Source organism: Streptomyces sp. NPDC047043, from assembly GCF_040644055.1.
GTDB lineage: Bacteria > Actinomycetota > Actinomycetes > Streptomycetales > Streptomycetaceae > Streptomyces.
Genome location: NZ_JBEYVO010000013.1, coordinates 97,165 through 120,325 on the forward strand (window position 1 = coordinate 97,165; position 23,161 = coordinate 120,325).

Annotated in this window: 21 protein-coding genes and 1 riboswitch; of the genes, 13 read left to right on the forward strand and 8 right to left on the reverse strand. The window is 70.2% G+C overall.

Annotated features, from left to right (window positions below):
- Positions 1-54: 54 nt before the first annotated feature.
- Together ABZ880_RS21640 and ABZ880_RS21645 are read left to right on the forward strand one after the other, a co-directional pair.
- On the forward strand, positions 55-570 hold the full coding sequence (locus ABZ880_RS21640) for a hypothetical protein (protein ID WP_361265216.1): 516 nt from the start codon (positions 55-57) through the stop codon (positions 568-570).
- Between the two features lie 127 nt (positions 571-697).
- Positions 698-1,285: an NAD(P)H-dependent oxidoreductase gene (locus tag ABZ880_RS21645; protein WP_361265219.1), complete on the forward strand. Its 588-nt coding sequence runs from the start codon at positions 698-700 to the stop codon at positions 1,283-1,285.
- A 13-nt stretch (positions 1,286-1,298) separates the two neighbouring features.
- Here the strand turns inward: ABZ880_RS21645 and ABZ880_RS21650 are convergent, their stop codons facing one another.
- From ABZ880_RS21650 to ABZ880_RS21670, 5 genes are all read right to left on the reverse strand, one after another.
- A complete protein-coding gene (locus tag ABZ880_RS21650) occupies positions 1,299-2,186 on the reverse strand; it encodes an ABC transporter permease (protein ID WP_361265222.1) in 888 nt (295 codons plus the stop codon).
- The gene (locus ABZ880_RS21655; RefSeq protein WP_361265225.1) at positions 2,173-3,162 is read right to left on the reverse strand and encodes an ABC transporter ATP-binding protein; all 990 of its coding nucleotides are present in this window, start codon (positions 3,160-3,162) and stop codon (positions 2,173-2,175) included. The genes ABZ880_RS21650 and ABZ880_RS21655 overlap by 14 nt, the downstream gene beginning before the upstream one ends.
- Before the next feature lie 100 nt (positions 3,163-3,262).
- Positions 3,263-4,489, reverse strand: a complete 1,227-nt coding sequence (locus tag ABZ880_RS21660; protein WP_361265228.1) for a DUF2092 domain-containing protein — start codon at positions 4,487-4,489, stop codon at positions 3,263-3,265.
- A gap of 264 nt (positions 4,490-4,753) precedes the next feature.
- Entirely contained in the window at positions 4,754-5,770 is a 1,017-nt protein-coding gene (locus ABZ880_RS21665) for a CHRD domain-containing protein (RefSeq protein WP_361265231.1), read from the reverse strand.
- A gap of 254 nt (positions 5,771-6,024) precedes the next feature.
- Positions 6,025-7,035, reverse strand: coding sequence for a polyprenyl synthetase family protein (locus ABZ880_RS21670; protein ID WP_361265235.1), 1,011 nt, complete (start codon positions 7,033-7,035; stop codon positions 6,025-6,027).
- A gap of 231 nt (positions 7,036-7,266) precedes the next feature.
- Between ABZ880_RS21670 and ABZ880_RS21675 the strand changes: the two genes are divergently transcribed.
- The 3 genes from ABZ880_RS21675 (at position 7,267) to ABZ880_RS21685 (ending at position 12,007) form a co-directional block, all read left to right on the forward strand.
- A complete protein-coding gene (locus ABZ880_RS21675; RefSeq protein ID WP_361265238.1) occupies positions 7,267-8,769 on the forward strand; it encodes a peptide MFS transporter in 1,503 nt (500 codons plus the stop codon).
- A 19-nt stretch (positions 8,770-8,788) separates the two neighbouring features.
- Positions 8,789-10,810 carry a CocE/NonD family hydrolase gene (locus ABZ880_RS21680; protein ID WP_361265241.1) on the forward strand — a complete coding sequence of 674 codons (2,022 nt, stop codon included), beginning with the start codon at positions 8,789-8,791 and terminating at the stop codon, positions 10,808-10,810.
- Between the two features lie 283 nt (positions 10,811-11,093).
- Positions 11,094-11,273, forward strand: a riboswitch (cyclic di-AMP (ydaO/yuaA leader).
- 5 nt (positions 11,274-11,278) lie between these two features.
- Complete coding sequence (locus ABZ880_RS21685) at positions 11,279-12,007, forward strand: LysM peptidoglycan-binding domain-containing protein (protein ID WP_361265244.1); 729 nt, start codon at positions 11,279-11,281, stop codon at positions 12,005-12,007.
- A gap of 10 nt (positions 12,008-12,017) precedes the next feature.
- Here ABZ880_RS21685 and ABZ880_RS21690 read toward each other — a convergent pair whose 3' ends face one another.
- Entirely contained in the window at positions 12,018-12,824 is an 807-nt protein-coding gene (locus tag ABZ880_RS21690) for an HAD family hydrolase (RefSeq protein ID WP_361265247.1), read from the reverse strand.
- A gap of 242 nt (positions 12,825-13,066) precedes the next feature.
- Between ABZ880_RS21690 and ABZ880_RS21695 the strand changes: the two genes are divergently transcribed.
- Complete coding sequence (locus ABZ880_RS21695) at positions 13,067-13,663, forward strand: hypothetical protein (protein WP_361265250.1); 597 nt, start codon at positions 13,067-13,069, stop codon at positions 13,661-13,663.
- 3 nt (positions 13,664-13,666) lie between these two features.
- Here the strand turns inward: ABZ880_RS21695 and ABZ880_RS21700 are convergent, their stop codons facing one another.
- Both ABZ880_RS21700 and ABZ880_RS21705 read right to left on the reverse strand, forming a co-directional pair.
- Complete coding sequence (locus tag ABZ880_RS21700) at positions 13,667-14,869, reverse strand: FAD-dependent oxidoreductase (RefSeq protein ID WP_361265253.1); 1,203 nt, start codon at positions 14,867-14,869, stop codon at positions 13,667-13,669.
- A gap of 65 nt (positions 14,870-14,934) precedes the next feature.
- A complete protein-coding gene (locus tag ABZ880_RS21705; protein WP_361265256.1) occupies positions 14,935-16,197 on the reverse strand; it encodes an ATP-grasp domain-containing protein in 1,263 nt (420 codons plus the stop codon).
- Between the two features lie 228 nt (positions 16,198-16,425).
- Here ABZ880_RS21705 and fahA point away from each other — a divergent pair, with 228 nt between their 5' ends.
- The 7 genes from fahA to ABZ880_RS21740 all read left to right on the forward strand — a co-directional run bounded on the left by fahA (position 16,426) and on the right by ABZ880_RS21740 (position 23,150).
- Positions 16,426-17,652, forward strand: a complete 1,227-nt coding sequence (fahA, locus tag ABZ880_RS21710) for a fumarylacetoacetase (RefSeq protein ID WP_361265260.1) — start codon at positions 16,426-16,428, stop codon at positions 17,650-17,652.
- A gap of 300 nt (positions 17,653-17,952) precedes the next feature.
- Positions 17,953-18,894, forward strand: a complete 942-nt coding sequence (locus tag ABZ880_RS21715) for a M56 family metallopeptidase (RefSeq protein WP_361265263.1) — start codon at positions 17,953-17,955, stop codon at positions 18,892-18,894.
- A gap of 132 nt (positions 18,895-19,026) precedes the next feature.
- Positions 19,027-19,815 carry a GntR family transcriptional regulator gene (locus ABZ880_RS21720; RefSeq protein WP_361265266.1) on the forward strand — a complete coding sequence of 263 codons (789 nt, stop codon included), beginning with the start codon at positions 19,027-19,029 and terminating at the stop codon, positions 19,813-19,815.
- Positions 19,816-19,858: 43 nt separating this feature from the next.
- Positions 19,859-20,086 carry a ferredoxin family protein gene (locus tag ABZ880_RS21725; RefSeq protein WP_030347217.1) on the forward strand — a complete coding sequence of 76 codons (228 nt, stop codon included), beginning with the start codon at positions 19,859-19,861 and terminating at the stop codon, positions 20,084-20,086.
- Positions 20,087-20,102: 16 nt separating this feature from the next.
- Positions 20,103-21,446 (forward strand): ABC transporter substrate-binding protein, encoded by a 1,344-nt coding sequence (locus ABZ880_RS21730; RefSeq protein ID WP_361265269.1) that lies wholly within the window; start codon positions 20,103-20,105, stop codon positions 21,444-21,446.
- 50 nt (positions 21,447-21,496) lie between these two features.
- Positions 21,497-22,366, forward strand: a complete 870-nt coding sequence (locus ABZ880_RS21735) for an ABC transporter permease (RefSeq protein ID WP_361265663.1) — start codon at positions 21,497-21,499, stop codon at positions 22,364-22,366.
- Positions 22,350-23,150: an ABC transporter ATP-binding protein gene (locus ABZ880_RS21740; protein ID WP_361265272.1), complete on the forward strand. Its 801-nt coding sequence runs from the start codon at positions 22,350-22,352 to the stop codon at positions 23,148-23,150. The genes ABZ880_RS21735 and ABZ880_RS21740 overlap by 17 nt, the downstream gene beginning before the upstream one ends.
- The last annotated feature ends 11 nt before the right edge of the window (positions 23,151-23,161 follow it).

The following is a 23,161-nucleotide window of genomic DNA, read 5'->3' on the forward strand; positions in this document are numbered from 1 at the left end:
ACCGGCGCCGTGCGGATCGGTGGGCACGAGGCTCTGACGAGGGAGGAGAGCGGCATGCGGACGGACGGGCAGCAGGGGCCGGAGATCTGGATCCGGGGCCCGGTCGCCGCACCGGAACCGGGACCGCAGGAGCCCGCCCACGCAGCCGCCACCGCCCGGCGCTACTCCTGGGTCGGCACACACGGCGGCGCCGGCGTCTCGACGCTCGTCGCGGTCTACGGAGGTCACGACTGCGGCCGCCAGTGGCCCGGCCCCGACGATCCGCGGTCCGTACTGCTCGTCGCCCGTACGCACGCGTCCGGACTGGCGGCAGTGCTGCGCGCCCTGGAGGTCTTCCGGCTCGGGGAGGTGCCGCCCGGTCTCGACCTCGACGCCGTCGTGCTCGTCGCGGACGCGCCGGGGCGGCTGCCGCGGCCGCTCGAGAAGCAGGTCCGGCTGATCGAGTCGCTGGTCGACGTGTACCGCGTGCCGTGGGTGTCCGACTGGCGCCTCGGCGACCTCAGCGGAACGCCACCACGGGAGACGGAGCCACTGGCCCGCCTCACCGGGGCCACGACGCGGCACAAGTAGGGCCCCATCGGTCTCTCGTAGAACCGTCACCACTGTTCGGCGAGTCGGCCCACCATGGACAAATAATTGCGTGCGCATATAATGCATGAGCGAGTAATTGTCGTACGCCTATCATCCTGGAGACGCCATGACCCGCCGCTTCCTGTTCGTCCTGGGCAGCAGCCGTGCCGACGGCAACACCGAGCTGCTCGCCCGCGAGGCCGCCGAGCAGTTGCCCTCGGACGTGGAGCAGCAGTGGATCAGTCTGGCCGAGCACCCGCTGCCGGACTTCGTGGATCTGCGGCGCGACAGCGACCATGTGCTCCCGCCCGGCGGAAGCACCCCGGCGCTCCTTCTCGACGCCACGCTGGCCGCCACCGACATCGTGATCGCCTCCCCGCTGTACTGGTACTCGGTGTCCGGTCTCACCAAGCGCTACCTGGACTACTGGTCGGGCTGGCTGCGCACGCCCGACATCGGCTTCAAGGCCGCCATGGCCGGTCGCACGCTCTGGGGCGTCGCGGCCCTGGCCGACACCGAGTTCTCGGTCGCCGACCCGCTCGTCGGCACCCTCAACAACTCGGCCGCCTATCTGAAGATGCGGTTCGGCGGGGTCCTGCTCGGCAACGGCAGCAGGCGCGGTGACGTTCTGAACGACACCGCGGCGCTGGCCCGCGCCAAGACCTTCTTCGCGCAGGAGGCCCCGCTCGCCCGCTTCCCCTACGAAGTCGCCTGAGGCAGGACGAGGGCTACGCCGTGATGTCCTTCGTCGTGAACCGCGCCCAGGCCGCCGAGCCGAACACCGCCGCGTACAGGGCCTGGAGTTCGAGGTTCTTCACCAGGTCGTCCCAGTAGACCGGGTCGCGCATCAGGTCGGCGAAGGACAGCCAGTAGTGGGAGAAGAAGTAGGGCTGTATCGCGTGGAGTTGGGGTATCTGGTCGAGGATCTGGACGGTGATCAGCAGCCCCACGGTCGTCGCCATAGCCGCTATGCCACTGCTGGTGAGCGTGGAGATGAACAGGCCCAGAGCCGCTACGCCTATCAGGGACGCGGCGACGATCAGGGCGATCAACAGGGCCCGGCCGAGGCCCTCGGCGAAGCTGATCTGTGTGCCGGAGATCGTCGTGAGGTCGCCCAGCGGGAAGAGTATGGCGCCGACCGTCAGCGCTGACACTGCCACCACGAGCGTGGCGACCAGGCAGAAGGTCATCGTGGTCGCGTACTTGGTGAGCAGGAGGCGGGTGCGGCCCGCGGGGGCGACCAGCAGGTAGCGGAGGGTGCCCGAGTTCGCCTCGCCGGCGATCGCGTCGCCCGCGATGACGCCGATCGCCATCGGCAGGAAGAATGGGAGCGTCGCGGCCAGCGCGGTGAAGACCAGGAACAGGCCGTTGTTGGTGATCTGCGAGATGAAGGCCGGGCCTCCTCCTCCGCCGCGACCGGGGCCCGCCGACGAACCGTCGCTCGTCTCGATCTTGACTGCGATGCCGACCAGGACGGGGACGGCCGCGAGTACGGCGAGGAGGGCGAGGGTGCGCCAGCGGCGGAACGTGGTGACCAGTTCGCTGCGGAAGAGTCCGAAGGTCCACAGCGGGCTCGGTGCGCGCACCTCGGCCACAACCGCTTCAGCCTGCGACATCGAAGCCCTCCCCCGTGAGTGCCACGAACGCGTCCTCCAGGGAGGCCCGTTCCACGCCGAAGCCGCGGACGCGGACGCCGGCGGTCACCAACGCGGCGTTCACGTCGGCCAGATCGCGGTCCGGGGGCTCGGCGGTCACCCGGTCGTCGGCGACCACGACGTCACCGGCACCCTGTTCTTTCAGCACGCGGGCCGCGTCCCCGGTGTCGGGTGTGGTGACGACCAGCCGGCCGCGTGCCCCCGCCGCCAGGTCGGCCACCGCGCCCTGGGTGATCAGGCGGCCCTGGGCCATCACTGCCGCGTGCGTGCAGACCTGCTCGATCTCGTCGAGGAGGTGGGAGGAGAGGAAGACGGTGGTGCCGTCGGACGCCAATTCCCGGACCAGGGAACGGATTTCGCGCATGCCCTGTGGGTCGAGGCCGTTGGTCGGCTCGTCGAGCACGAGCAGCTTGCGCGGCTGGAGCAGCGCGGCCGCGAGGCCCAGCCGCTGCTTCATGCCCAGCGAGTACGCCTTCGCCTTCTTGCCGGCCGCCGCCGTCAGACCCACCCGGTCCAACGCCGCCGCGACGCGGGTGCGCCGGGTGCGCGGGTCGGCCGTCGGGTCTGCGGCGTCATAACGGAGGAGGTTGTCGCGGCCGGAGAGGAAGCCGTACAGCGCCGGGCCCTCGATGAGGGCGCCGACGTGCGGGAGGACCGTGCGGGTGGCGCGGGGCATGGGGCTGCCGAGCACGCGTGCCGTGCCCGAGGTGGGCTCGATGAGGCCCATCAGCATGCGGATGGTGGTGGTCTTGCCCGAGCCGTTCGGACCGAGGAAGCCGAAGACGCTGCCCGCCGGGACGGTCAGGTCGAGACCGTCGACGGCGAGCTGCCCGCCGCGGTAGCGCTTGGTGAGCGCGCGGGTGGCGATGACGCTCTCGTCACCGGCCTGCCCTCCCGCGCCTCCCGTTTCCGGCTCCGTGGCGGACGGCTCGTCCATCGGCTCCCTCGATTCGTGCTCGTACGACCTCGCGCGGCGACTACGTACAGTGATTACGTACGGCCACCGCGCAAGGTTCCCAGCCGACCCAAGTTCGCGGCTAGCCCTTGTTCGCCGCCTTCACCAGCGCGTCCTTGTTCACCGCGCCGACGTAGACCTTGCCGTCGTCGGTGATCAGGGCGTTGATCAGGCGGGTCTTGAAGACCGTGCCCGAGCCGAACTTGCCGGTGACCTTGTCGCCGAGGGAGTCGAGGAAGCCGCCGAAGTCGCCGCCGACGTCGGAGCCGGACGGGACGCCCTGGCCACCGGTGTCGAAGGTGGCGATGGAGTTCCAGCCCTTGCCGATGACGTTCAGACCGTCGGGGCCCTTGGCGAGCTCCCCGTCGGGCTTGCCGCTCTTCTCGTCGCCCTTCAGGCCGCCGTCGAAGTGGCCGTCCGCGTGGTCGGTCTGGTCGTCCTCGGTGACCTTCGCGCCCTTGGGCACCTTGAAGTCGAAGGTGGAGGCGGCCGGCTTGGCGAAGCCGACCTGGGTGAAGCCGGCGTCGATCACGGCGGCACCGCCGCTTGCCGGGGTGAGCGTGAACTTCAGCGGCAGCCCGGTCTTCGAGTCGACGGCCACGGTGATCTGGCCGACGGTCGACCCGGACTGCTTCGGCTTGATGACCAGCCGGTACGCATCCCGGCCTGCGACCTGCGCGGTCCCCTCGACGGTGACGGAGGTGGTGTCGTCGACCGCCTTCAGGGCGTCCTCGGTGAGGTCCTTGGGCGTGGCCGGGACGTCTTCCTTCTTGTGCTCGGCCGTGCTGTCGGAGGCGGTTGAGTGGTAGACCGAGTTCGACTGGCTGTCGTAGCCCCAGACGTCCTTGCCGTTGTGGATGAGGCTGTACTCGGCCGCGTTCTCCAGCAGCGAGATCTTCTGCCGGTCCGGGCCGTCGGCGGCGACGCGCAGGGTGTGCGTGCCGGTGGCGAGTTCGGTGAGCTTGGCGGACGGGTCCGCGGAGGAGCCGTCGCCCGACTTGCCCGCGCCGGAGGTCAGGCTGCTCTCCAGACCGCCGAGGTCCGGGAGCCCCAGATCCGTGCTGATCTTCACCGTTCCGGACATCTGCTGCACGTCCGACTTGGCGATCTTGTCGATGAGTTGCTGCGCGCTGATCTTCGGCAGGTCGGGGTCGCCGGAGTCGGCGAGTGCCGGGACGAGCCCGATGGTCGCCGCCGCCACCCCCACCACCGCGACCGGGACGACGTACCGCGCGGCCTTGTTCCGGCCCGTGCGCAGGTCGTCGGCCTCCCCTGCGGTCGTGCTGTCGTCGGATTCGTACGGTGCCATGTGTGCGCTACCTCCGTCGTCGGCGGCGGCTTGTCCAACTCGCGTGTTTTTGTTGTCCATCGCGTGCCGCCATTCTCACCCGAATCGGTGAGGAGTGGTGATTTCCGTGGTTTCCATCTCACCAAATCGGCCAGGGAGAAGCGTCAGACCCCGGAGCCAACTCCACGTACTCCTGGGGTATGACACGAGAGAGCGGCGCCTCCCCCGACCCGTAGGGGTCACAGGGGAGGGCACCGCCCTGGTGAAGCCGTGTCAACTACCGGATCAGCCCTGCAGGAACACGTAGTCCGCCTGGTAGGGAACGCCGACGATGGTTCCGGGGTCGCAGGAGCCGGACGGGGCGACTCCGCCGACGGTGTTCAGCCGCAGGATCTCCGCGGTGTCGGCGAGCAGGCCGTGGTGCTTACCGGACTGGGTGGCCTTGAGGTCGAGCTCGGGAATGTTGCCGTCGCCGTTCGGGGTCTTGGTGAGGACGGCACCGGTGACGGCGCTGCCGTCGCGCGCGACCCACTGCGGCGTACCGGAGTTGGGCTTGACGAAGGAGTGCTGGATGCCGCCGCCGAGCACGGCGCTGACGTCGCGCTGGGCGAAGGCGTACCCGCCGCCCTCGACCGGCTTGCACTCGTAGATCTGCTTGCCCTTGACGACGGACGCCTGGAAGTTGCCGAAGGCGTCGCGGAAGTCGAAGGCGGCGACGGTGACCTTGTGGAGCTGGCCGCGGACGGCGCCGCCAGGGAACTCGGCGGTGTGCAGGTTGGCGTAGAAGGAACCGGGGTCGGACTTCAGCGCGTCGAGCAGTGTCTTGTCCTCGACCTTGACGGTGCCGGTGACGCTGTGCCGCTTGCTCTTCTCGAGCAGCTTGGTGAAGTCGACCTTGACGCCGCCGTTGATGCCCTTGGCGCCCTGGTGGATGTGGAGCATGGTCGGCTTGCCGGTGCCGCGCCAGGTCACGGCGACGGACACCTTGTCACCCTTGACCTTGATGAACTCCAGAGCGGCGCCGTCCTTGTCGCCGACGGCCGGACCGCCTGCCACGGGCACCTCGTTGGCACCCCGGAGACTCGCGGCCAGGAGGGTCCCCCCGGTGCCGCCGGAGGCGGTTCCGCTCTGGGTGACGATGCTCTGCTCACTCATGCCGGAGTGGCCCGCGTGGTCGGCGCGGTTGCCTCCGGCTGCGAAGGCGGGAATCACCGCGGCGGCGACTCCGCCGGCGGCGGCCACCGCGACCGCGGTGACGATCAGGCTCTTACGGCGCTTCGGGAACGTCGCGTTCTTGCCCATGATTCTGTTTTCTCCCCGTAGACCGGCCGACACCCCCTGCGTCGGCCTTCTGGGTATATGTACGGAAGGGATCTTAGGTTGGACTCAGTCCAGCCTTGTGACGTGTATCACAGCAGACTCGGCGCAGGTCAGGACCCGATACAGGGCAGTACTCGACGCCGACCCGGGCAATCCCAGCCCGTCCGGCGTGTGCAGAACAAGACCCTTTCGGGCCGATGGGGATGCAGGGGGCACTGCCCCCTGCGGACACGCGATCAGCCGGCCCGGTGCACCACGGCGTCGCACATCTCCATGAGCGCGGCCTTCGCGTCGCAGTCCGTCAGCGGCGCCAACGCCGCCCGCGCGTCCTCCGCATAGCGCACGGTGTCCCGGCGCGCCTGCTCCAGCGCGGGATGCGCCCGCAGCCCGGCGAGCGCCTCGGCGTGCCGCGCGTCGTCGCTCAGGTCGGAGTCCAGCAGCTCGCACAGCGCGACGTCCTCGGCCAGCCCGAGACGCGCCGCCCGCTCCCGCAGCCGCAGCACCGGCAGGGTGGGGATGCCCTCGCGGAGGTCCGTGCCCGGCGTCTTGCCCGACTCGCGCGAGTCGGAGGCGATGTCCAGCACGTCGTCCGCAAGCTGGAAGGCGACGCCCAGCCGCTCCCCGTACTGGGTGAGTACGTCCACGACCGTCTCGTCGGCGCCCGACATCATCGCGCCGAAGCGGCACGACACCGCCACCAGCGAGCCCGTCTTGCCGCTCAGCACGTCGAGATAGTGCTCGACCGGGTCCCGTCCGTCCTGCGGCCCCGCCGTCTCCAGGATCTGGCCGGTGACCAGCCGCTCGAACGCCTCGGCCTGGACGCGGACCGCCTCCGGCCCGAGATCGGCCAGGATGTGGGAGGCGCGGGCGAACAGGAAGTCACCCGTCAGGACGGCGACCGAGTTGCCCCAGCGGGTGTTGGCGCTGTCCACCCCGCGCCGCACGGCGGCCTCGTCCATCACGTCGTCGTGGTACAGCGTCGCCAGATGGGTCAGCTCGACCACCACCGCGGACGGTACGACTCCGGGCGCGTACGGGTCGCCGAACTGCGCGGCGAGCATCACGAGCAGCGGACGGAACCGCTTGCCGCCCGCGCGCACGAGGTGCTGCGCGGCCTCCGTGATGAAGGGCACCTCGCTCTTGGTGGCTTCGAGCAAACCTTCCTCGACGGCCGCCAATCCGGCCTGGACATCGGCTTCCAGAGCCTGGTCCCGCACGCTCAGCCCGAACGGCCCGACGACGGTCACGAGGGGTCTCCTGTCTGCTGGTGTCTACTGGCGGTTACGCGGTTTGTCGATAGGTCGCTGCCATCACTCAAGTCAGCGTATCCGGTCACCTTTCGATCACCGATGCCGCCCACCCGTCCACCACGGGCGGTATCGGATCACGACCGGTATGTTTTTGATCGCCCGATAAGAACGGATATCCAGCGACTTGTCTACCGGCGTTTCTGTCGGCCCGGAGGGAAGCAGCGGCCCGTGTCCCGAACAGAAACAGACGTCGCGTCCGGCAGCGGGCCGCCTCCCGAGGACGATCACGCCTTCTTCGGCCAGCCCAAGGGCCTGCTGGCCCTCTCCGGCCTGGAGGTCTGGGAGCGCTTCTCGTTCCTCGGCATGCAGGCCATCCTGGTGCTCTACTTCGCCGACACGTCGGCCCACGGCGGCATGGGCATGTCGGCCGGAACCGCGGCTTCCGTCTCCGCGGCCTACGGCACCCTCGTCTACCTCGTCTCCGTGGCCGGCGGCTGGCTCGCCGACCGCATCCTCGGCTCGTACCGCGCGGTGCTGTGGGGCGGCATCCTGATCGCCTGCGGGCACTACGCCATGGCGGTGCCGACGCAGGGGATGACCTGGGTGGGCCTGGGCCTGATCAGCGCCGGCACCGGGCTGCTCAAGCCCAACGTGGCCACCATGGTCGGCAAGCTGTACCGCACCGACGACGACCGCCGGGACGCCGGCTTCGTGCTCTACTACATGGCGATCAACATCGGCGCCTTCGCGGGCCCGCTGATCACCGGCTGGCTCGGCGACCACAAGGGCTGGCACTGGGGATTCTCGGCGGCCGCGATCGGCATGACGTTCGGGCTGATCCAGTACGTCGCGGGCCGACGTCACCTGGCCGGACGCAGGCACACGGCGGAATTCGCCCTCGCGCCGGACGCGATGCGCCGGGCGATCCGGCTGATTCTCGCGGGTCTGGTGGCCGTGGCGGTGGTCGCCGCTGCCCTTGCCGCCGCCGGCCGGCTGACCATGGGCCGCTTCGTCGACCTGCTGACGCTGATCTCCGTGATCGCCCCGGTGGTCCACTTCGCGGTGATGTTCGCGAGCCCGCGCGTGACGCCCGAGGAGCGCGGCCGGCTGCGCCCGTACATCGTCCTTTTCCTCGCCTCGACGGTCTTCAACTTCATCCTGTTCCAGGCGTACTCGACGATGATGCTGCTGGCCTCGACGAACGCCGAGACGGCCGTCCTGGGCTTCGACTTCCCGGCCAGTTGGTACGCCTCCGCGCTGGGCGCCTTCGAGGTCGCCCTCGCGCCCGTGGTCGCCGCACTCTGGGTGCGCATGGGGCACCGCCAGCCGCACGCCTCCAACAAGATCGCCATCGGGGTCGTCCTGGGCGGCCTGTCGTTCCTGCTGATGGTCCTGCCGACTTCCGGGCACTCCTCCGACGACCACCTGATGTCCGCCTGGTGGATCGTGGGCTCGTACCTTCTGCTCGGCCTCGGTGACGTCCTCCTGGAGACCTCCGGCATGTCGGCCACGACGAAGCTCGCCCCGGCCGCCTTCGCCAGCCAGACCATGTCCCTCTGGTTCCTGTCCCTCGCCCTCGCCAACGGCATCCAGGCCCAGACGGTGAAGCTCTACGACGACGTCTCCAAGCCCGCCTACTTCGGCGTCAACGGCGCCATCGCGGTGGCCGCGGGCCTGGCCGTGACGGCGGCCGCGCCCTGGCTGCGCCGCACGATGCACCCGGTCCACTGAAGCCAACGGGGTCCTGCTGATGCACATTCGTACGTCCTTCCCCTACGACACCACTCACGAGGACCTCTGGATCCCGCTCCCCGACGGGACATTGCTGTACGCGCGCGTGTGGCGCCCCCTGACGGACGAGCCCGTGCCGGCCCTCCTCGAATACCTGCCGTACCGCCTCTCCGACTGGACCGCGCCCCGCGACCACCAGCGCCACCCCTGGTACGCGGGCCACGGCTACGCCTCCGTCCGGGTCGACATCCGCGGGCACGGCAACAGCGAGGGCATGCCGACGGACGAGTACTCGGCGACGGAGCTCGCCGACGGCGTCGAGGTGGTCAACTGGCTTGCGGCGCAGCCCTGGTGCGACGGCAAGGTGGGCATGTTCGGCATCTCCTGGGGCGGCTTCAACTCCCTCCAGATCGCGGCCCTCGCGCCCGAGCCGCTCAAGGCGGTCGTCACCGTCTGCTCCACGGACGACCGCTATGACAACGACGTGCACTACATGGGAGGTTCCGTCCTGGCGGTGGACATGCACGCGTGGGCGGCGACGATGCTCGCCTTCGTGTCGCGACCGCCCGATCCGCTGTACGTCGGCCCGGTCTGGCGGGAGATGTGGATCAAGCGCTTGGAGGGCGCCGTCGAGCCCTTCCTGCACACCTGGCTGACCCACCAGACGCGCGACGAGTACTGGCGCCACGGCAGCGTCTGCGAGGACTACGGCGCGATCGACGCCGCCGTCCTCGCGGTGGGCGGCTGGCACGACCCGTACCGCGACACGGTGCTGCGCCTCGTCGAGCACCTGCCCGCCGACCGCGTACGCGGCCTGATCGGCCCCTGGTCGCACCAGTACCCGGACCGCGGCCTGCCGCCGGGCCCGGCGATCGGCTTCCTCCAGGAGACCCTGCGCTGGTGGGACCACTGGCTCAAGGGCATCGACTCCGGGGCGATGCGCGAGCCCCTGCTGCGTGCCTACATCAGCGACTCGCACCCTCCGGCCACGGTGTACGGGACGCTGCCGGGGCGGTGGGTCGGGGAGCCGGGGTGGCCGTCGCCCAATGTCACGGCGGTCTCGTACGGGCTTCCGGGCAGTGCTATGTCACATTCCACTGCCGCTGCACCGGTCCGCTCACCCCAGCACACAGGCGTGGACGCCGGCCGTTTCTTCCCCTTCGGCAACGACGCCGATCTGCCGCCGGACCAGCGCGACGAGGACGGGCGGTCGGTGTGCTTCGACTTCGTGGTGGGCGAGGAGACATGGGTGCTGGGGCGGCCGAGGGTGCGGCTGCGGGTGACCTCCGAGGTGGCGAGCGGTCAGATTGTCGTACGGCTATGTGACATGACACCGGATGGTTCATCGACCCTCGTCACGCGCGGCGTGCTGAACCTGTCCGCGCGGCAGGGACGCGACCGTGCCGTGCCGTGGACGACGGGTGCCACCGAGGACGTCGAGTTCGAGCTGAACGGCATCGGCCATGTCTTCCCGTCCGGCCATCGCATCCGTCTTGCCGTGTCCTCCGCGTACTGGCCGTGGATCTGGCCGCAGCCCGACTCGGCGGCCGGCTTCACGCTGCATCCGGAGGGCAGTTCGCTGGAACTTCCGGTACGCGCGCGTGCGTCGGACGAGAAGGCGATCATCTTCGAGGAGCCGGAGCAGGCGCAGACGCTGGGCGTGAACTCCCCGATCACGCTGGACGAACCGCGCCCCGAGCGCCTCGTGGTGCGGGACGTCGCCAAGGGCGAGTGGCGCCTGGAGGTCGACCCGCGCTACGGCGGCACGCGCGTGTACCCGGACGGTCTGGAGTTCACCGAGGACGCCCTGGAGACGTACACGATCCATGAGGCCGACCCTCTGTCGGCGCGCACCCGCTCGGACTGGTTCGTCCGCCTGCACCGGCCGGAGCTCGCGTGGGACGCCACGGTCCGTACGCGCTCGAAGATCAGCTGTACCGGAAAGGACTTCATCGCCTCGAATGAGGTGATTTGCACGGACGGTGGAGAGGTCGTCTTCCACCGGACATGGGAGCGGCGGATCCCACGGACGGCCGGTTGACTATGAGTTGAGGGCATTGCCCGTTTTTGCACGCTTCGTGAATCGGGTGCGATGTCAGTGACTTGAGTCACGCGCGACCGCAGACGTCACCACCACCCTCCGCTCGCGTTCCCCCTTGCGCCATGAGCCAGTTGAGCCTTGGCAGCCGCAAAGGATCAAGCGGCCCATAAGGCTCATGCCGAGGTCAATGGGTGCGATCCATCAATCCGGCACTTGTTTCGGGCATGTGCTCTCGCATACGTTTCCGGCCCAGCCGGGCGGACGCCGAATCCTGCCGCCGTCCGAGCTTCCATCACCGCACCCACTCGTACACGGCAGGAGCGGGGGACCCAGGTAAGTCGCCGGTCCGGACGTCTCGATGCGTCCCGGAACGGCTAGGGGTGAAGCCGTGCCCGTCAGGGCGCGGCCGGGCAACTCCCCGCCCGAACCCGACAGCTCACCTCGTAGGCGCCGGAGAGGAACAGCGCCATGCCCCGAGGCAAGCACCGCCGCCCCAGAACCAGCCCCCTCACCCGAGGCGTCGTCGCCGCCGGAGCCGGCACCGCCGCACTCGCGATCCCGCTCCTGAGCGCGACTGCCGCGAGCGCCGCGACGCCGGCCCAGGCCCCCGCCGCCGCGTCGGCCGCATCGCAGGTCAGGTCCGTCACGTACACCACGGTCAACGGCGACACGCTCTACGGCATCGCGGACAAATACGACACTCCGGGTGGCTGGCGGCAGATCTACAAGGACAACCGCAAGGCCATCGGCGACAACCCCAGGCTGATCCACTCGGGCCTGAAGCTGACGGTCAGGACGACGAAGACGGCGAGCACGACGGCCGCCAAGAAGTCCTCGTCCGTCGCGCACGCCACCCAGGCCTCCGCCAAGACGTACGCGAACAACCTGGACGGATGGATCCGCCAGTCGCTGGACATCATGGCGCAGAAGGGAATTCCCGGTACGTACGACGGCATTTACCGCAACATCATCCGGGAGTCGTCCGGCAACCCGGCCGCCATCAACAACTGGGACTCCAACGCCGCCGCGGGCACCCCGTCCAAGGGCCTGCTGCAGGTCATCGACCCGACGTTCCTGGCCTACCACGTGCCCGGCACGTCGCTCGACCCGTTCGACCCGGTCGCGAACATCACCGCCGCCTGCAACTACGCGGCCGCGCGGTACGGCTCCATCGACAACGTGTTCGGGGCGTACTAGGTCTCTGCGGTCACGAATAGAGTCGTTCGAGGACGGCGGCGATGCCGTCGTCCTCGTTCGACAGGGTGATCTCGTCGGCCACGGCCTTGAGTTCGGGGTGGGCGTTGGCCATCGCGACGCCGTGGGCGGCCCAGTCGAACATGGGGATGTCGTTCGGCATGTCGCCGAAGGCGATCGTCCCTTCCGGGCCAAGTCCCAGGTATGCGGCGGCCAGTGCGAGGCCCGTCGCCTTCGTGATGCCGCATGGCTGGAGTTCGACGGTCCCCGGCCCCGACATGGTGACGGTGGCCAGCGAACCGACCACCGAGCGAGCCGTCGCCGCCAACTCGTCGTCCGTCAGGTCGGGATGGCGCAGCAGCACCTTGCTGATGGGTTCGCACCAAAGGTCGTCGCGCCGCTCGACGCGTACCGCGGGCAGCGCGGGATGCGGCATCAGGTAGCCCGGTTCGATGAGCGTGAGGCCGTCCACGCCGTCCTGGTCCACCGCCGCGTACACCTCGCCCACCTCGGCCTCGATCTTGCCCAGGGCGGTCTCGGCCAGCTCCCTGTCCAGCGTGACGGACCAGAGCAGACGGTCCGCGCCGGCGTCGTACACCTGCGCGCCCTGTCCGCACACCGCGAGCCCCCTGCCGCCCAGTTCGTCCAGGAGCGGGCGCACTCTCGGGGCCGGCCGGCCCGTGACGACGAGGTGCCGGACGCCGGCGCCGGCCGCCCGCGCGAGCGCGGCGAGGGACCGGTCGGAGAGCGTGTCGTCGCCTCGGAGCAGCGTGCCGTCCAGGTCGGTGGCGATGAGTGCATATGCGGTGGGTGCGGCCATGATCAGAGAATACGGACAGGACGCCGCGCCGACTCATCGCCAACCGGACGACCGCCCCGTTCACCCCCGCCACTTCGTCAACTCCCGTACCCATAACGGCCTTTCCGCCACCGGCATGGGCTCTTCGGTACCAGTACGGGGCTTTTGGCCATGGTGCCTGCTGCCTCCGAAGTCCCTTGTCAGTGGCGGCTGCGACGCTTGCGATGTCGCTTTCACTGCACTTACGGAACGGGGCTGTTGTTGTGAAGGATCGGGCGGAGAAGTTCCAGGCGCATCTGCGCGAGGCCGCCGTCGGCATCCTGGAGCGGTTCCCGCAGGAACTGCGGCCCGAGATATACGCGCTCTCGTTCCGCATCTGGCAGATCGACTACGACGCCCGGCGGCCGTACGTGGCCATCGGCTACAACACGGAGAGCCAGTACGAGCGCGAGAAATACCCGGAGGACCCGGGCGAGGCCCGCTGGAACTGCGCCTGTTGGCTCCTCGACGGCTTCGAGATGCTCGGGAACGTACCCGAGGATCCGGTGGGCGGCCCGCTGTACGAGGACGAGGTCAGGCGGCTCGGGCTCTGGTACGACGGCGAGGAGGTGGGGGTCGGTGAGGACGACGAGATCGACGCCAAGCGCGAGTTGCTTCATCTGCACTTCGCCGACGCCTGTGTCGACCTCGCCCGGCATCTGCATGCGAGCGGCCGTGTCGAGGAGATGTTCGGCCGCCCGCTGCCCGTCGTGGTGTTCGACATGGACTGCCCGGGCTGGGAGGTCGAGGCCACCGAGGCCGCCAACCCGCCCGGGCTGATCGAGGGGTTCCTCAACTGGCAACGCGCACAGGGCGCGTAGGCCTCAGCCGTGTGCCGCAGCCAGGTGTTTCGCCAGCCTCGGCGACGCGAACTCCGTGCCGCACACGAACCGCATCACCGGTCCGTACGACGCCGCGGCCGGCAGGCCCGTGAAATACAGCCCGGGGACCGAGGACACGTACCCCGCGCCCAGCTTGGGCGTGCCCCGGCTGACCACCAGTTGGGTGCGCAGCTCGTGGCCGAGGAAGTCCATGGCCGCGATGTCCACCCGGTATCCGGTCGCCGCGATGACGTGGTCCGCGGACAGCTGCTGCGTGCCGCCCGCCTGCGTGCGGACAGTCAGCGTCGGACTGCCGTCGGCCGCGTCCGTCCGTACGATCCGGTCGACCTCGCTGACCTGCACCTTGCCCTCGAAGCGGTCGCGCAGCCACCACGCGCCGAGCGGGCCCAGGACACGGCGGACCAGGTAGTGGCGGGCCTCGGCCGGAAGGTAGCGGTAGGGGTGCGGGTAGTAGCTGAGGGCCCACAGGGACCAGGCGCGGCCGAACGGCGACTCGGGGCGCAGCTTCGGCTGCTTCCAGGGCGGCGCACCGAAGGCGACCCTGCCCCGGCCCCGGGAGACCACCCTCACCTGCGCGCCGGTCTCCGCCGCCAGCGCCGCCGTCTCCAGCGCGGACTGGCCGGCGCCGACGACGATCAGGTCCTTGCCGGAGTAGCGCGTCAGGTCGTGCTGCTGGGAGCTGTGGGAGACGGGCCCGGTGGGGGTGGGCCCGTCCGCCGCGGCCGAGGCCAGCTCGGCCGGCAGATGGGCGAGGCCGGACAGGCCGGTCGCCACGACGACCGCCCGGGCGGTGAACAACTCGCCGGAGTCCAGCTTGAGTTCAAAGCCGCCGTTCTTGCGCCGGTCCACCGACACCACTCGCACCTGCTCCAGCTCGGGCACCAGCTTCTGCTGGAACCACTCGCCGTAGGCGATGAAGGTCTCGATCGGGATGATGTCCTCGTCCGTCACCAGCCGCCGGATGCCGGCGGCGTCGCAGTAGTCGACCAGGTTGTGACCCTTTTGCGGCGCGTCCAGGTTGGAGGCTACCGGGGTCGACTTCAGGAGCATGCCGACGGGCATGTGGTCGCGCCAGCTGACCATGGGGTCGCCGAAGACGCGGACCGGGATGCCGCGGGCTCGCAGATGGGCGGCGGTCGACAGGCCGAAGGGCCCGGCGCCGATGACTGCAACCGGTTGAATCACGAAGTCCCTCCCCAGGACAATCACTTCGTCACTTCGTGTCCGGCTCTCACAGCTGAGCTGGCTGGCTAGCTGCTCGAACTGGTGGTGCTGCCGCGGCGGTTGGTCCGCCACAGCTGATACAGGTGCTTCGCGCCCGGCCGCACGAAGCGCGCGAGCATCGTGAGGAACGGCAGCGGGTCGTCACCCGCGAGCCAGGCCAGCTCCGTCCCGCTCGCGCGCGCCGGTGCGTGCGGCGTCGTATAGCCGCTGCGGCGGTAGGCGAGCAGGGCGGGCAGGTCGATGTTCTCCACGATGTACCGGTGGCCGGCCCGCTGTTCACCCTCCGGAACGGGGCGTCCGGTCAGATCCAGATGCATGGCGCGGACGACGTCCACCCCCGACTCGTTCTCGAAGAGCCGGAACTGGGCGCCCATGCGCGGGTTGAAGTCGAGGAGTTTGTACTGTCCGTCGCGCCGGTCGAAGCGCAGGTCGAGGTCGATGATGCCGGAGAAGCCGATCTGTTTGATGAAACGCGCGGCGATGTCCGCGAGTTCCGGGTTGTCGACGACGTACGCGTTCGCCGTCATTCCGGCGTGCGGCGGCCAGGAGCGCACCTTCACGCCGGTGAACATGGCGAGCGGGGTGGAGTCCTGGTCGAAGTAGGCGTGCACGATCCAGTCCTCGGCCTCCTCCCTCGGCAGGTACTCCTGCAGGATCACCCCGGGGTGCTCGCCCCAGTCGCGGGCGAGGGTGAGCAGGCCCCCGCGCGTGCCGATCCGCGTCGTGCCGTTCACCGCCGGCTGTTTGCGCCGTACGAATGCCTCCCGGTTCTTGGCCACCACCGGGAAGCGGGCCTTCTCGGCGAAGGTCACGATGTCGTCGTACGACTGCGGGAAAGCGGCCGTCGGGCTCGGGATGCCGTGTTCCACGCACAGTTCGTGCAGGCCCTGTTTGCTCGCGAGACGGCGCGGCAGGGCGGGGTCGACGCGCGGGAAGAGGAAGCGGTCGGCGAGTTCGTCCTGGTGCTCTGCGATCAGGACGGCGGCCTCCTCGTCGGTCGGGACGAGGACGGTGGGGCGGCCGATGCGGCGCCCGATGCGCAGCAGGCCCTCCACCAGGTGGTCGGGGTCCTCCGTGCCGGTGGTCGGCCAGACGAAGGCCTTCTTGAGATAGCGGGAAGAGGCGGCGGGCGTGTAACGGTCCTCCGTGATCGCATACATGGGCACGCCGAGACGGCCAAGACTGCGGATCGCACCGACACCGCCGTGATGCAACGGGTAATCGCCGAACTTGACGATCAGGCCCGGCACGTCACGGTCGGCCTCGAAAGGCACAATGCTCGTGCTCATGGCCACGGGTCCCCCCACGCGTCCCCCTACGGACCGGACCCACCCCGTCCGTGTCCCCCAAAGGACGCTAAGCCGGAATTGGGGCCTCCGACAAGGCCAATTCGGACATTGCAAACTCTTTAGACACTGCCCAGGCAGGCAACTCACACGTAACGTGTGGCCCGGCCACATGTCCTCATGCGGCACACACCTGGTTCGCGACACATGGTGAGAGTGAGGCAGCACCCCATGCCCCCCTTCGACGTCCCCGAGGGCGACCCCTTCGGCCCGCACAACCTTCCGTACGGCGTTTTCTCGCTCGCTGATTCAGCGCAACGGACCGTAGGTGTCCGGCTCGGCGACCACGTCCTGGACGCGGGCGCTGCGTCCCTCGCACTCGGTTCGCCGTACGCCGCCCTGCTCGCGCAGCCCTCCCTGAACCCGCTGCTGGCCGCGGGCCGGACCGCCTGGTCGGACGTGCGGCGCGCGCTGACGGCGTGGGTGACGGTGCCGGCGCACCAGGAGGCGATCGCCGCCTTCCTCCACCCGCTGTCGTCCGTCACGCTCCATCTGCCGTTCGAGGTCGCGGACTACGTCGACTTCTACGCCTCCGAGAACCACGCGCGGAACGTCGGCCAGATCTTCCGCCCGGACGCCGCCGACTCGCTGACGCCGAACTGGAAGCACCTCCCGATCGGTTACCACGGCCGCTCGGGCACGGTGGTGGTCTCGGGGACGGATGTCGTACGGCCGTCCGGGCAGCGCAAGGCCCCCACGGACGCGGCGCCCGTCTTCGGGCCGTCGGTCCGCCTGGACATCGAGGCCGAGGTCGGCTTCGTGGTGGGCGTGCCCACCGCGATGGGCGAGCCGGTGGCGCTCGGCGACTTCGGGGAGCACGTCTTCGGGCTGTGCCTGCTCAACGACTGGTCGGCGCGCGACATCCAGGCCTGGGAGTACGTCCCCCTCGGACCGTTCCTGGGGAAGTCCTTCGCCACGTCGGTGTCGGCATGGATCACGCCGCTGGAGGCGCTTCAGGACGCGCGCGTGGCGCCGCCAAAGCGCACGCACGCATTGCTGCCGTATCTGGACGACTCGGCTCCCGGGGTGGAGCCCGGCGGCTACGACCTGCGGATCTCCGTCGCGATCAATGGTCATGTCGTCTCCGAGCCGCCCTTCTCCACCATGTACTGGACGGCCGCGCAGCAGCTCGCGCACATGACGGTGAACGGCGCCTCGCTGCGCACCGGTGACCTGTTCGGGTCGGGCACGGTGAGCGGGCCCGAGGCGGCGCAGCGCGGGTCGCTGCTGGAGCTGACCTGGAACGGGCGGGATCCGCTGGAACTTCCGGAGGGCAAGCGGACGTTCCTGGAGGACGGGGACGTGGTGACGCTGTCGGCGTGGGCGCCCGGGCCGGACGGGGTCCGGGTGGGGCTGGGCGAGGTGAGCGGGCGGATCGCGGCAAAAGCCGTGGAGTGAGTGGGAGTTGGGGGACGGGTGCTGTGGCGTGCGGGCGAGGTGCCGGACGGGATGTCGTACGAGGTGTGGCCGACGCACATACCGGATGCGGCGGGCGGCCGTACGGGGCGTAGTGGGCGGGCGTACGGGGCGATGAGGGTCCCCCCGCTCGAGCGAAGTCGAGAGTGGGGGAGGCTGGTCTTCGCCGCCTGACTCCTGCGCTCTTCGCCGTCATACTGGCGGCGGGCACCCCGCGCGCCGAGCCGCCGCACCGCCCACCCGCCCCGCCCCTTCCTCCGACCAGGATCCGGAGACCGTGGCATGACCTTCTGTCTGCTCCTGCTGAGCGTCGTCGCGCTGACGGCTGCCGTGCCGGTTCCGCGTGCGCTGGTGCGCTCGGCGTGGCCCGAGCGGGAGCCCGTGGTCGCGCTGTGGGTGTGGCAGTGCCTGGTCGCCACCGTCCTGCTGTGCTGTCTGACGGCGCTCGTGCTGGGCGCGGCCGCCGTCTTCCACACCGTCCGCGACCATGTCTTCGCGCCGGCGCCCCCGGCCGTGACCGCGGCGTACGACCTGTCCGCCGCGCCTGCCTGGGCGGCCGCCCTCACGCTGCTGCTTGCCTGCGGTGCCGCCTGGACGACCGCCATGCTCGCCCGCGAGCTGGTCGAGGTGCGGCGACGGCGCGGGGTGACCCGGGCGCATCTGCGCGAGCGGGCGCCCGAGCTGCCCGCCGGGCTCGAGGCGGCTGCGCGCGGGCCGCTGCTGGTGCTGGAGGACGAATATCCCGACGCCTGGTGGATGCCGGGCCACCCTCCGCAGCTGGTCGTCACGACGGGTGCGCTGCACCGGCTCACCGACCCGCAGCTGGACGCCGTACTCACGCACGAGCAGGATCACGCCCGGGCCCACCACGACTGGCTGCTGCATCTGTCGACGGCGCTGGCCACGGGTTTTCCCCGGGTGCCGCTGTTCGCCCACTTCTGCGAGCAGACGCACCGGCTGGTGGAGCTGGCCGCGGACGACACGGCGTCACGACGGTGCGGGCATCTCACCACCGCGCTGGCGCTGATCGAGCTGAACCAGCACCGGGGGGTGCTGTCCTGCGCCTCCAGCCATCGGCTGCTCGGTGAGCGGGTCGACCGTCTGCTGCAGCCGCCACCGCGGCTCGGGCGACGGCACCGGGCGCTGACCACGACGGCGGCGGCACTGGTGCCGCTGCTGCCGCTGCTGATCGCTTTCGGCCCCGGGCTGACGGCGTTGGCGTGACCACCGCCACTTGTGGCAGATCTTCCCCAGTGACCGCTGTTTCCCCAGGTCAAGGCCCTGTCTGACGCCTCGGCAGGTGGCGCAACAATCCGGCAACACGACTTTCCCCACCGGATCGCTATGGTTCAAAACATGCCACCCAGCGACCGCATCCGAGACCACGCCGGCCAGGGCGCGACCACCGTCGCCGCCCACCGTGCGCGGCGTCGGCTGCGCGCCGACCAGGCCAGGCAGCTCGCCGACCTGCTCCGCCACCAGCTCCTGGCGGGCGGCTTCCCGGCCGGCACCCTCCCCCACGAGACGGTCCTCGCCACGGACTACCGCGCCACCCGCAACACCGTCCGCCAGGCCCTGGACCTGCTGAGGGCCGAGGGGCTGGTGGACCGGCTGCCCGGTGTCGGCACCGTGGTGGTCGCCCAGAAGTACCCGCACGGGCTCGACCGTCTGATGGGGCTCGCGGAAACCCTCCACGAGCACGGCACGGTCACCAACGAGGTCCGCACGATGGGCCCCGCCCCCGCACCCGCCCCGGTGGCCGAACGCCTCCGCGTCCAGCCCGGCACCGACGTCCTCTACATCGAACGTCTGCGCCGACTGAACGGCCTCCCGCTCTCCCTCGACCTCACCTACATCCCGCTCGACATCGGCACCGCCCTGCTCGGTGCCGACCTGGAGAACACCGACGTCTTCCGCCTCCTGGAGACGATCACCGGCCGGCGTCTCGGGCACGCCGAGATCACCCTGGAGGCGGTGAACGCGGACACCCACTCCGCCGCCGTACTCGAAGCCCCGCGCGGCGCGGCCGTCCTCATGCTGGAACGGCTCACGCACCTCGCGGACGGCCGCCCGGTCGACCTGGAGTTCATCCGCTTCCGCGGCGACCGCATCACGATGAGCGGCCTGCTGCACCGCTCCCTCTGACCCGAACCCCTGCCTTCCGAGCTGGACCTTCCTGGAGACAGCCATGCCCTTGGCGCCCCAGCGGGCCGACGTGCCCGTGACCATCGACGAGTCGAAGTGCATCGACGGCTGCACGCTCTGTGTGGACATGTGCCCGCTGGACTCCCTCGCCATCGACGAGAGCAGCGGCAAGGCGTACATGCACGTCGACGAGTGCTGGTACTGCGGCCCGTGCGCGGCCCGCTGTCCCACCGGAGCCGTCACGGTCAACATGCCCTACCTGCTCCGGTGAAAGGTCCCGAACTCCCATGAAACGCACGGCACTTGCCGCATCCGCCGCCCTCCTTCTGCTCCCTCTGACCGCCTGCGGCGGCAGCGCCGAGGCGGGCGACGGCTCCACCGTCACCATCACCGTCGGCTACCAGTCCAAGACCATCAACACGGTCACCGCCGGCACCCTCCTGCGCTCCCTCGGCTACTTCGAGAAGGAGCTGAACTCACTCGGCGACGGCAAGCACTACAAGGTCGACTGGCAGGACTACGCCACCGGCGCCCCCATCACCGCCCAGATGACCGCCGGGAAGATCGACATCGGTTCGATGGGCGACTTCCCGCTGCTCATCAACGCGGCCCGCGGCAAGCAGCTCGGCAAACCGACGCACCTGGTCTCGGTCACCGGCTACAACCTCCGCGGTGGTCTCAACACCATCGTCACCTCCCCGAACTCGAAGCTGGCGTCCCTCACGGATCTGAAGGGCAAGAAGGTCTCCACGAGCGTCGGCTCCGCCGCCGACGGCACGCTCGTACGGGCCCTGCAGCGCGCCGGCATCGACCCGGACAAGGGCATCGAGAAGCTCAACCAGCAGCCCGCGGTGGGTGCTTCGGCGCTGTCGGCGGGCAGCGCGGACGCCCTGTCGCAGTTCGTCGCCTGGCCCGGCCTGCTCACCTTCCAGGGCAAGGCGAAGGCCCTGTACGACGGTGCCCAGCTGAAGCTCCCCACCTTCCACGGCGTCACGGCCCGCGAGGACTTCGCCCAGCAGCGGCCGGCCGTCCTGGAGGCGTTCTTGAAAGCCCAGGCCGAGGCCACGGACTATCTCAACGACCACCCCGTCACCGCCGCCGAGAAGGTCGCCGAGGCCACCGGACTGCCCGCCGAGGTCGTCTACCTCTACAACGGCGCCTACGGCATCTCCACCTTCGACCCTGCGGTCAAGCCGCAGCTCGTCTCCGCGCTGAAGAAGGACGTCTCGGTCCTGAAGTCGGCCAAGCTGACCGGCGACATCGACGTGGACTCCTTCGTCGACGACCAGTACGTCAAGAAGGCCCTCGGCGCGCGCTACACCGAGCGCCTCTCGGCGACGCCCCCGGCGGCCGCGAGCGAGGTGTGGCCGAAGGGCGCCGATAAGACGACCTCCTTCAAGTCGCCCGCCGAGCTGCTGAGTTACGTGGGCAAGCACAAGGACGGGATCCGCGCGGCCTACGTCCCCGACGCCACCACCGGCACCCTGTGGTTCGCCGACAAGGCGGTCTGGGTGGCCGACGGCGGCCGGCTCCTCCCCTTCGTCGCACCGGCGACCGCGAAGACATACGTCGCCGGGCACGGAGGCGCCCGCATCATCACGTACGCCGACGCGCTGGGACAGGCGTCGTGACCCGGCAACCGCACCGGAAGGGCAGGTTCGCGCTCCGCTACCCGCGGGGCGTGGGCCGGCTCGCCCTGCGGGTCGCCTCGCTGGCGGCGGCCCTCGGCGCCTGGCAGCTGCTGGCCGGGCTGAAGGTCGACCTGTGGCTGCGCTTCTCGCAGTTCCCGACGGTCACCGACGTGGCCCGCGCCTTCGCCGACCGGCTGTCCGGCCCCGACTACTGGACGGACCTCACCGACAGCCTCACCCGCATACTCACCGGCTTCCTCCTCGCCGCCGTGCTCGGCGTGGCGACGGGCGTGCTCGTGGCGCGCTCCCGCCTCGCCGAGGACCTGCTCGGCCCCGTCCTCGAGGTGATCCGCCCGATCCCGGCGATCGCCCTCGTCCCCGTCGCGATCCTCCTCTTCCCCTCCAACGAACAGGGCATCGTCTTCATCACCTGCACGGCCGCCTTCTTCCCCGTGCTGGTCTCCACCCGGCACGCGGTCCGCGCACTGACTCCGGTGTGGGAGGAGGCGGTGCTGACGATGGGCGGCGGCCGGTGGCGGATCCTCGGCTCGGTCGTCCTGCCGGGCGCGCTGCCGGGCATCTTCGGCGGCCTCTCGGTCGGCATCGGCGTCTCGTGGATCTGTGTGATCTCCGCCGAGATGATCTCCGGCCAGTACGGCGTCGGCTACCGCACCTGGCAGGACTACACCGTCGTCAACTACGCGGGCGTCTTCGTCGGCATGGTCACGATCGGCCTGCTCGGCTGGATCACCTCCACGGCCGTGGAGCTCCTGGGCCGCCGCCTCACACGCTGGCTGCCGCGTACGTCGTACCTCCCCGCCGGGCGGCCCCGCCCGGCCCGGGTGGCCGTCACCTCCGTACCCACGAAGACCGAGACCGCCCCGTCGACCGAGGAGGCACGCGATGAGCACCTCGTCTGACACCGAAGTGACCACCAAACCGCTCGCCGGGACGAAGACGCCGACAGTCGTACGCGGTACACGGCTCACCCTCCGCGGCGCCGGCCTCGGCCGCCCGGACGCCCCGGTCCTGGCCGGCGTCGACCTGGATGTGGCGCCCGGCGAGATCCTCACCGTGGTCGGCCCGTCCGGCTGCGGCAAGTCGACGCTGCTGCGGACGCTGGCCGGACTGTTGTCCCCGCTGGCCGGGGAGATCAGCCAGGACGGGAGCCCGCTGACGGGCCCCGCCGCCGACCGTGCCCTGGTCTTCCAGGAGGACGCCCTGCTGCCCTGGCGCACCCTCCGCGCGAACGTCGAACTGCCCCTCGCCATCAAGCGGTTGCCGCGCGCCGAGCGCAGGCAGCAGGCCGAGTCCTGGCTCGCGCGGGTCGGACTCGCCGACCACGCACGGCAGTTGCCGCACCGCGTCTCCGGCGGACAGCGCGGGCGGGCCCAGCTGGCCCGCGCGTTGGCGGGGGCGCCCCGCGCCGTCCTCATGGACGAACCCTTCGGCGCCCTCGACGCCCAGACCCGCGCCGGCATGCAGGACCTGCTGGTCGAGGTGTTGCAGGGCACGGGCGCGACCGTCGTCTTCGTCACCCATGACGTCGACGAGGCCCTCTTGCTCGGCGACCGCGTCGCCCTCCTCGGCAACGGCCGGCTGACCGCCGTACGCGACGTGCCGCGCCCGCGCGACCGTACGGCGCACGACGATCCCGCGCGCGTGGCGTTGCGGCGCGACGTCCTCACCTCGCTCGGTTCCTGAAAGGCCCCCCG

Bases quoted from the DNA above. Each gene is read 5' to 3' on its own strand.
- ABZ880_RS21640 (WP_361265216.1), top strand. From the start codon at position 55: ATGCGGACGGACGGGCAGCAGGGGCCGGAGATCTGGATCCGGGGCCCG.
- ABZ880_RS21645 (WP_361265219.1), top strand. From the start codon at position 698: ATGACCCGCCGCTTCCTGTTCGTCCTGGGCAGCAGCCGTGCCGACGGC.
- ABZ880_RS21650 (WP_361265222.1), bottom strand. From the start codon at position 2,186: ATGTCGCAGGCTGAAGCGGTTGTGGCCGAGGTGCGCGCACCGAGCCCG.
- ABZ880_RS21655 (WP_361265225.1), bottom strand. From the start codon at position 3,162: ATGGACGAGCCGTCCGCCACGGAGCCGGAAACGGGAGGCGCGGGAGGG.
- ABZ880_RS21660 (WP_361265228.1), bottom strand. From the start codon at position 4,489: ATGGCACCGTACGAATCCGACGACAGCACGACCGCAGGGGAGGCCGAC.
- ABZ880_RS21665 (WP_361265231.1), bottom strand. From the start codon at position 5,770: ATGGGCAAGAACGCGACGTTCCCGAAGCGCCGTAAGAGCCTGATCGTC.
- ABZ880_RS21680 (WP_361265241.1), top strand. From the start codon at position 8,789: ATGCACATTCGTACGTCCTTCCCCTACGACACCACTCACGAGGACCTC.
- ABZ880_RS21685 (WP_361265244.1), top strand. From the start codon at position 11,279: ATGCCCCGAGGCAAGCACCGCCGCCCCAGAACCAGCCCCCTCACCCGA.
- ABZ880_RS21690 (WP_361265247.1), bottom strand. From the start codon at position 12,824: ATGGCCGCACCCACCGCATATGCACTCATCGCCACCGACCTGGACGGC.
- ABZ880_RS21705 (WP_361265256.1), bottom strand. From the start codon at position 16,197: ATGAGCACGAGCATTGTGCCTTTCGAGGCCGACCGTGACGTGCCGGGC.
- fahA (WP_361265260.1), top strand. From the start codon at position 16,426: ATGCCCCCCTTCGACGTCCCCGAGGGCGACCCCTTCGGCCCGCACAAC.
- ABZ880_RS21715 (WP_361265263.1), top strand. From the start codon at position 17,953: ATGACCTTCTGTCTGCTCCTGCTGAGCGTCGTCGCGCTGACGGCTGCC.
- ABZ880_RS21720 (WP_361265266.1), top strand. From the start codon at position 19,027: ATGCCACCCAGCGACCGCATCCGAGACCACGCCGGCCAGGGCGCGACC.
- ABZ880_RS21725 (WP_030347217.1), top strand. From the start codon at position 19,859: ATGCCCTTGGCGCCCCAGCGGGCCGACGTGCCCGTGACCATCGACGAG.
- ABZ880_RS21730 (WP_361265269.1), top strand. From the start codon at position 20,103: ATGAAACGCACGGCACTTGCCGCATCCGCCGCCCTCCTTCTGCTCCCT.
- ABZ880_RS21740 (WP_361265272.1), top strand. From the start codon at position 22,350: ATGAGCACCTCGTCTGACACCGAAGTGACCACCAAACCGCTCGCCGGG.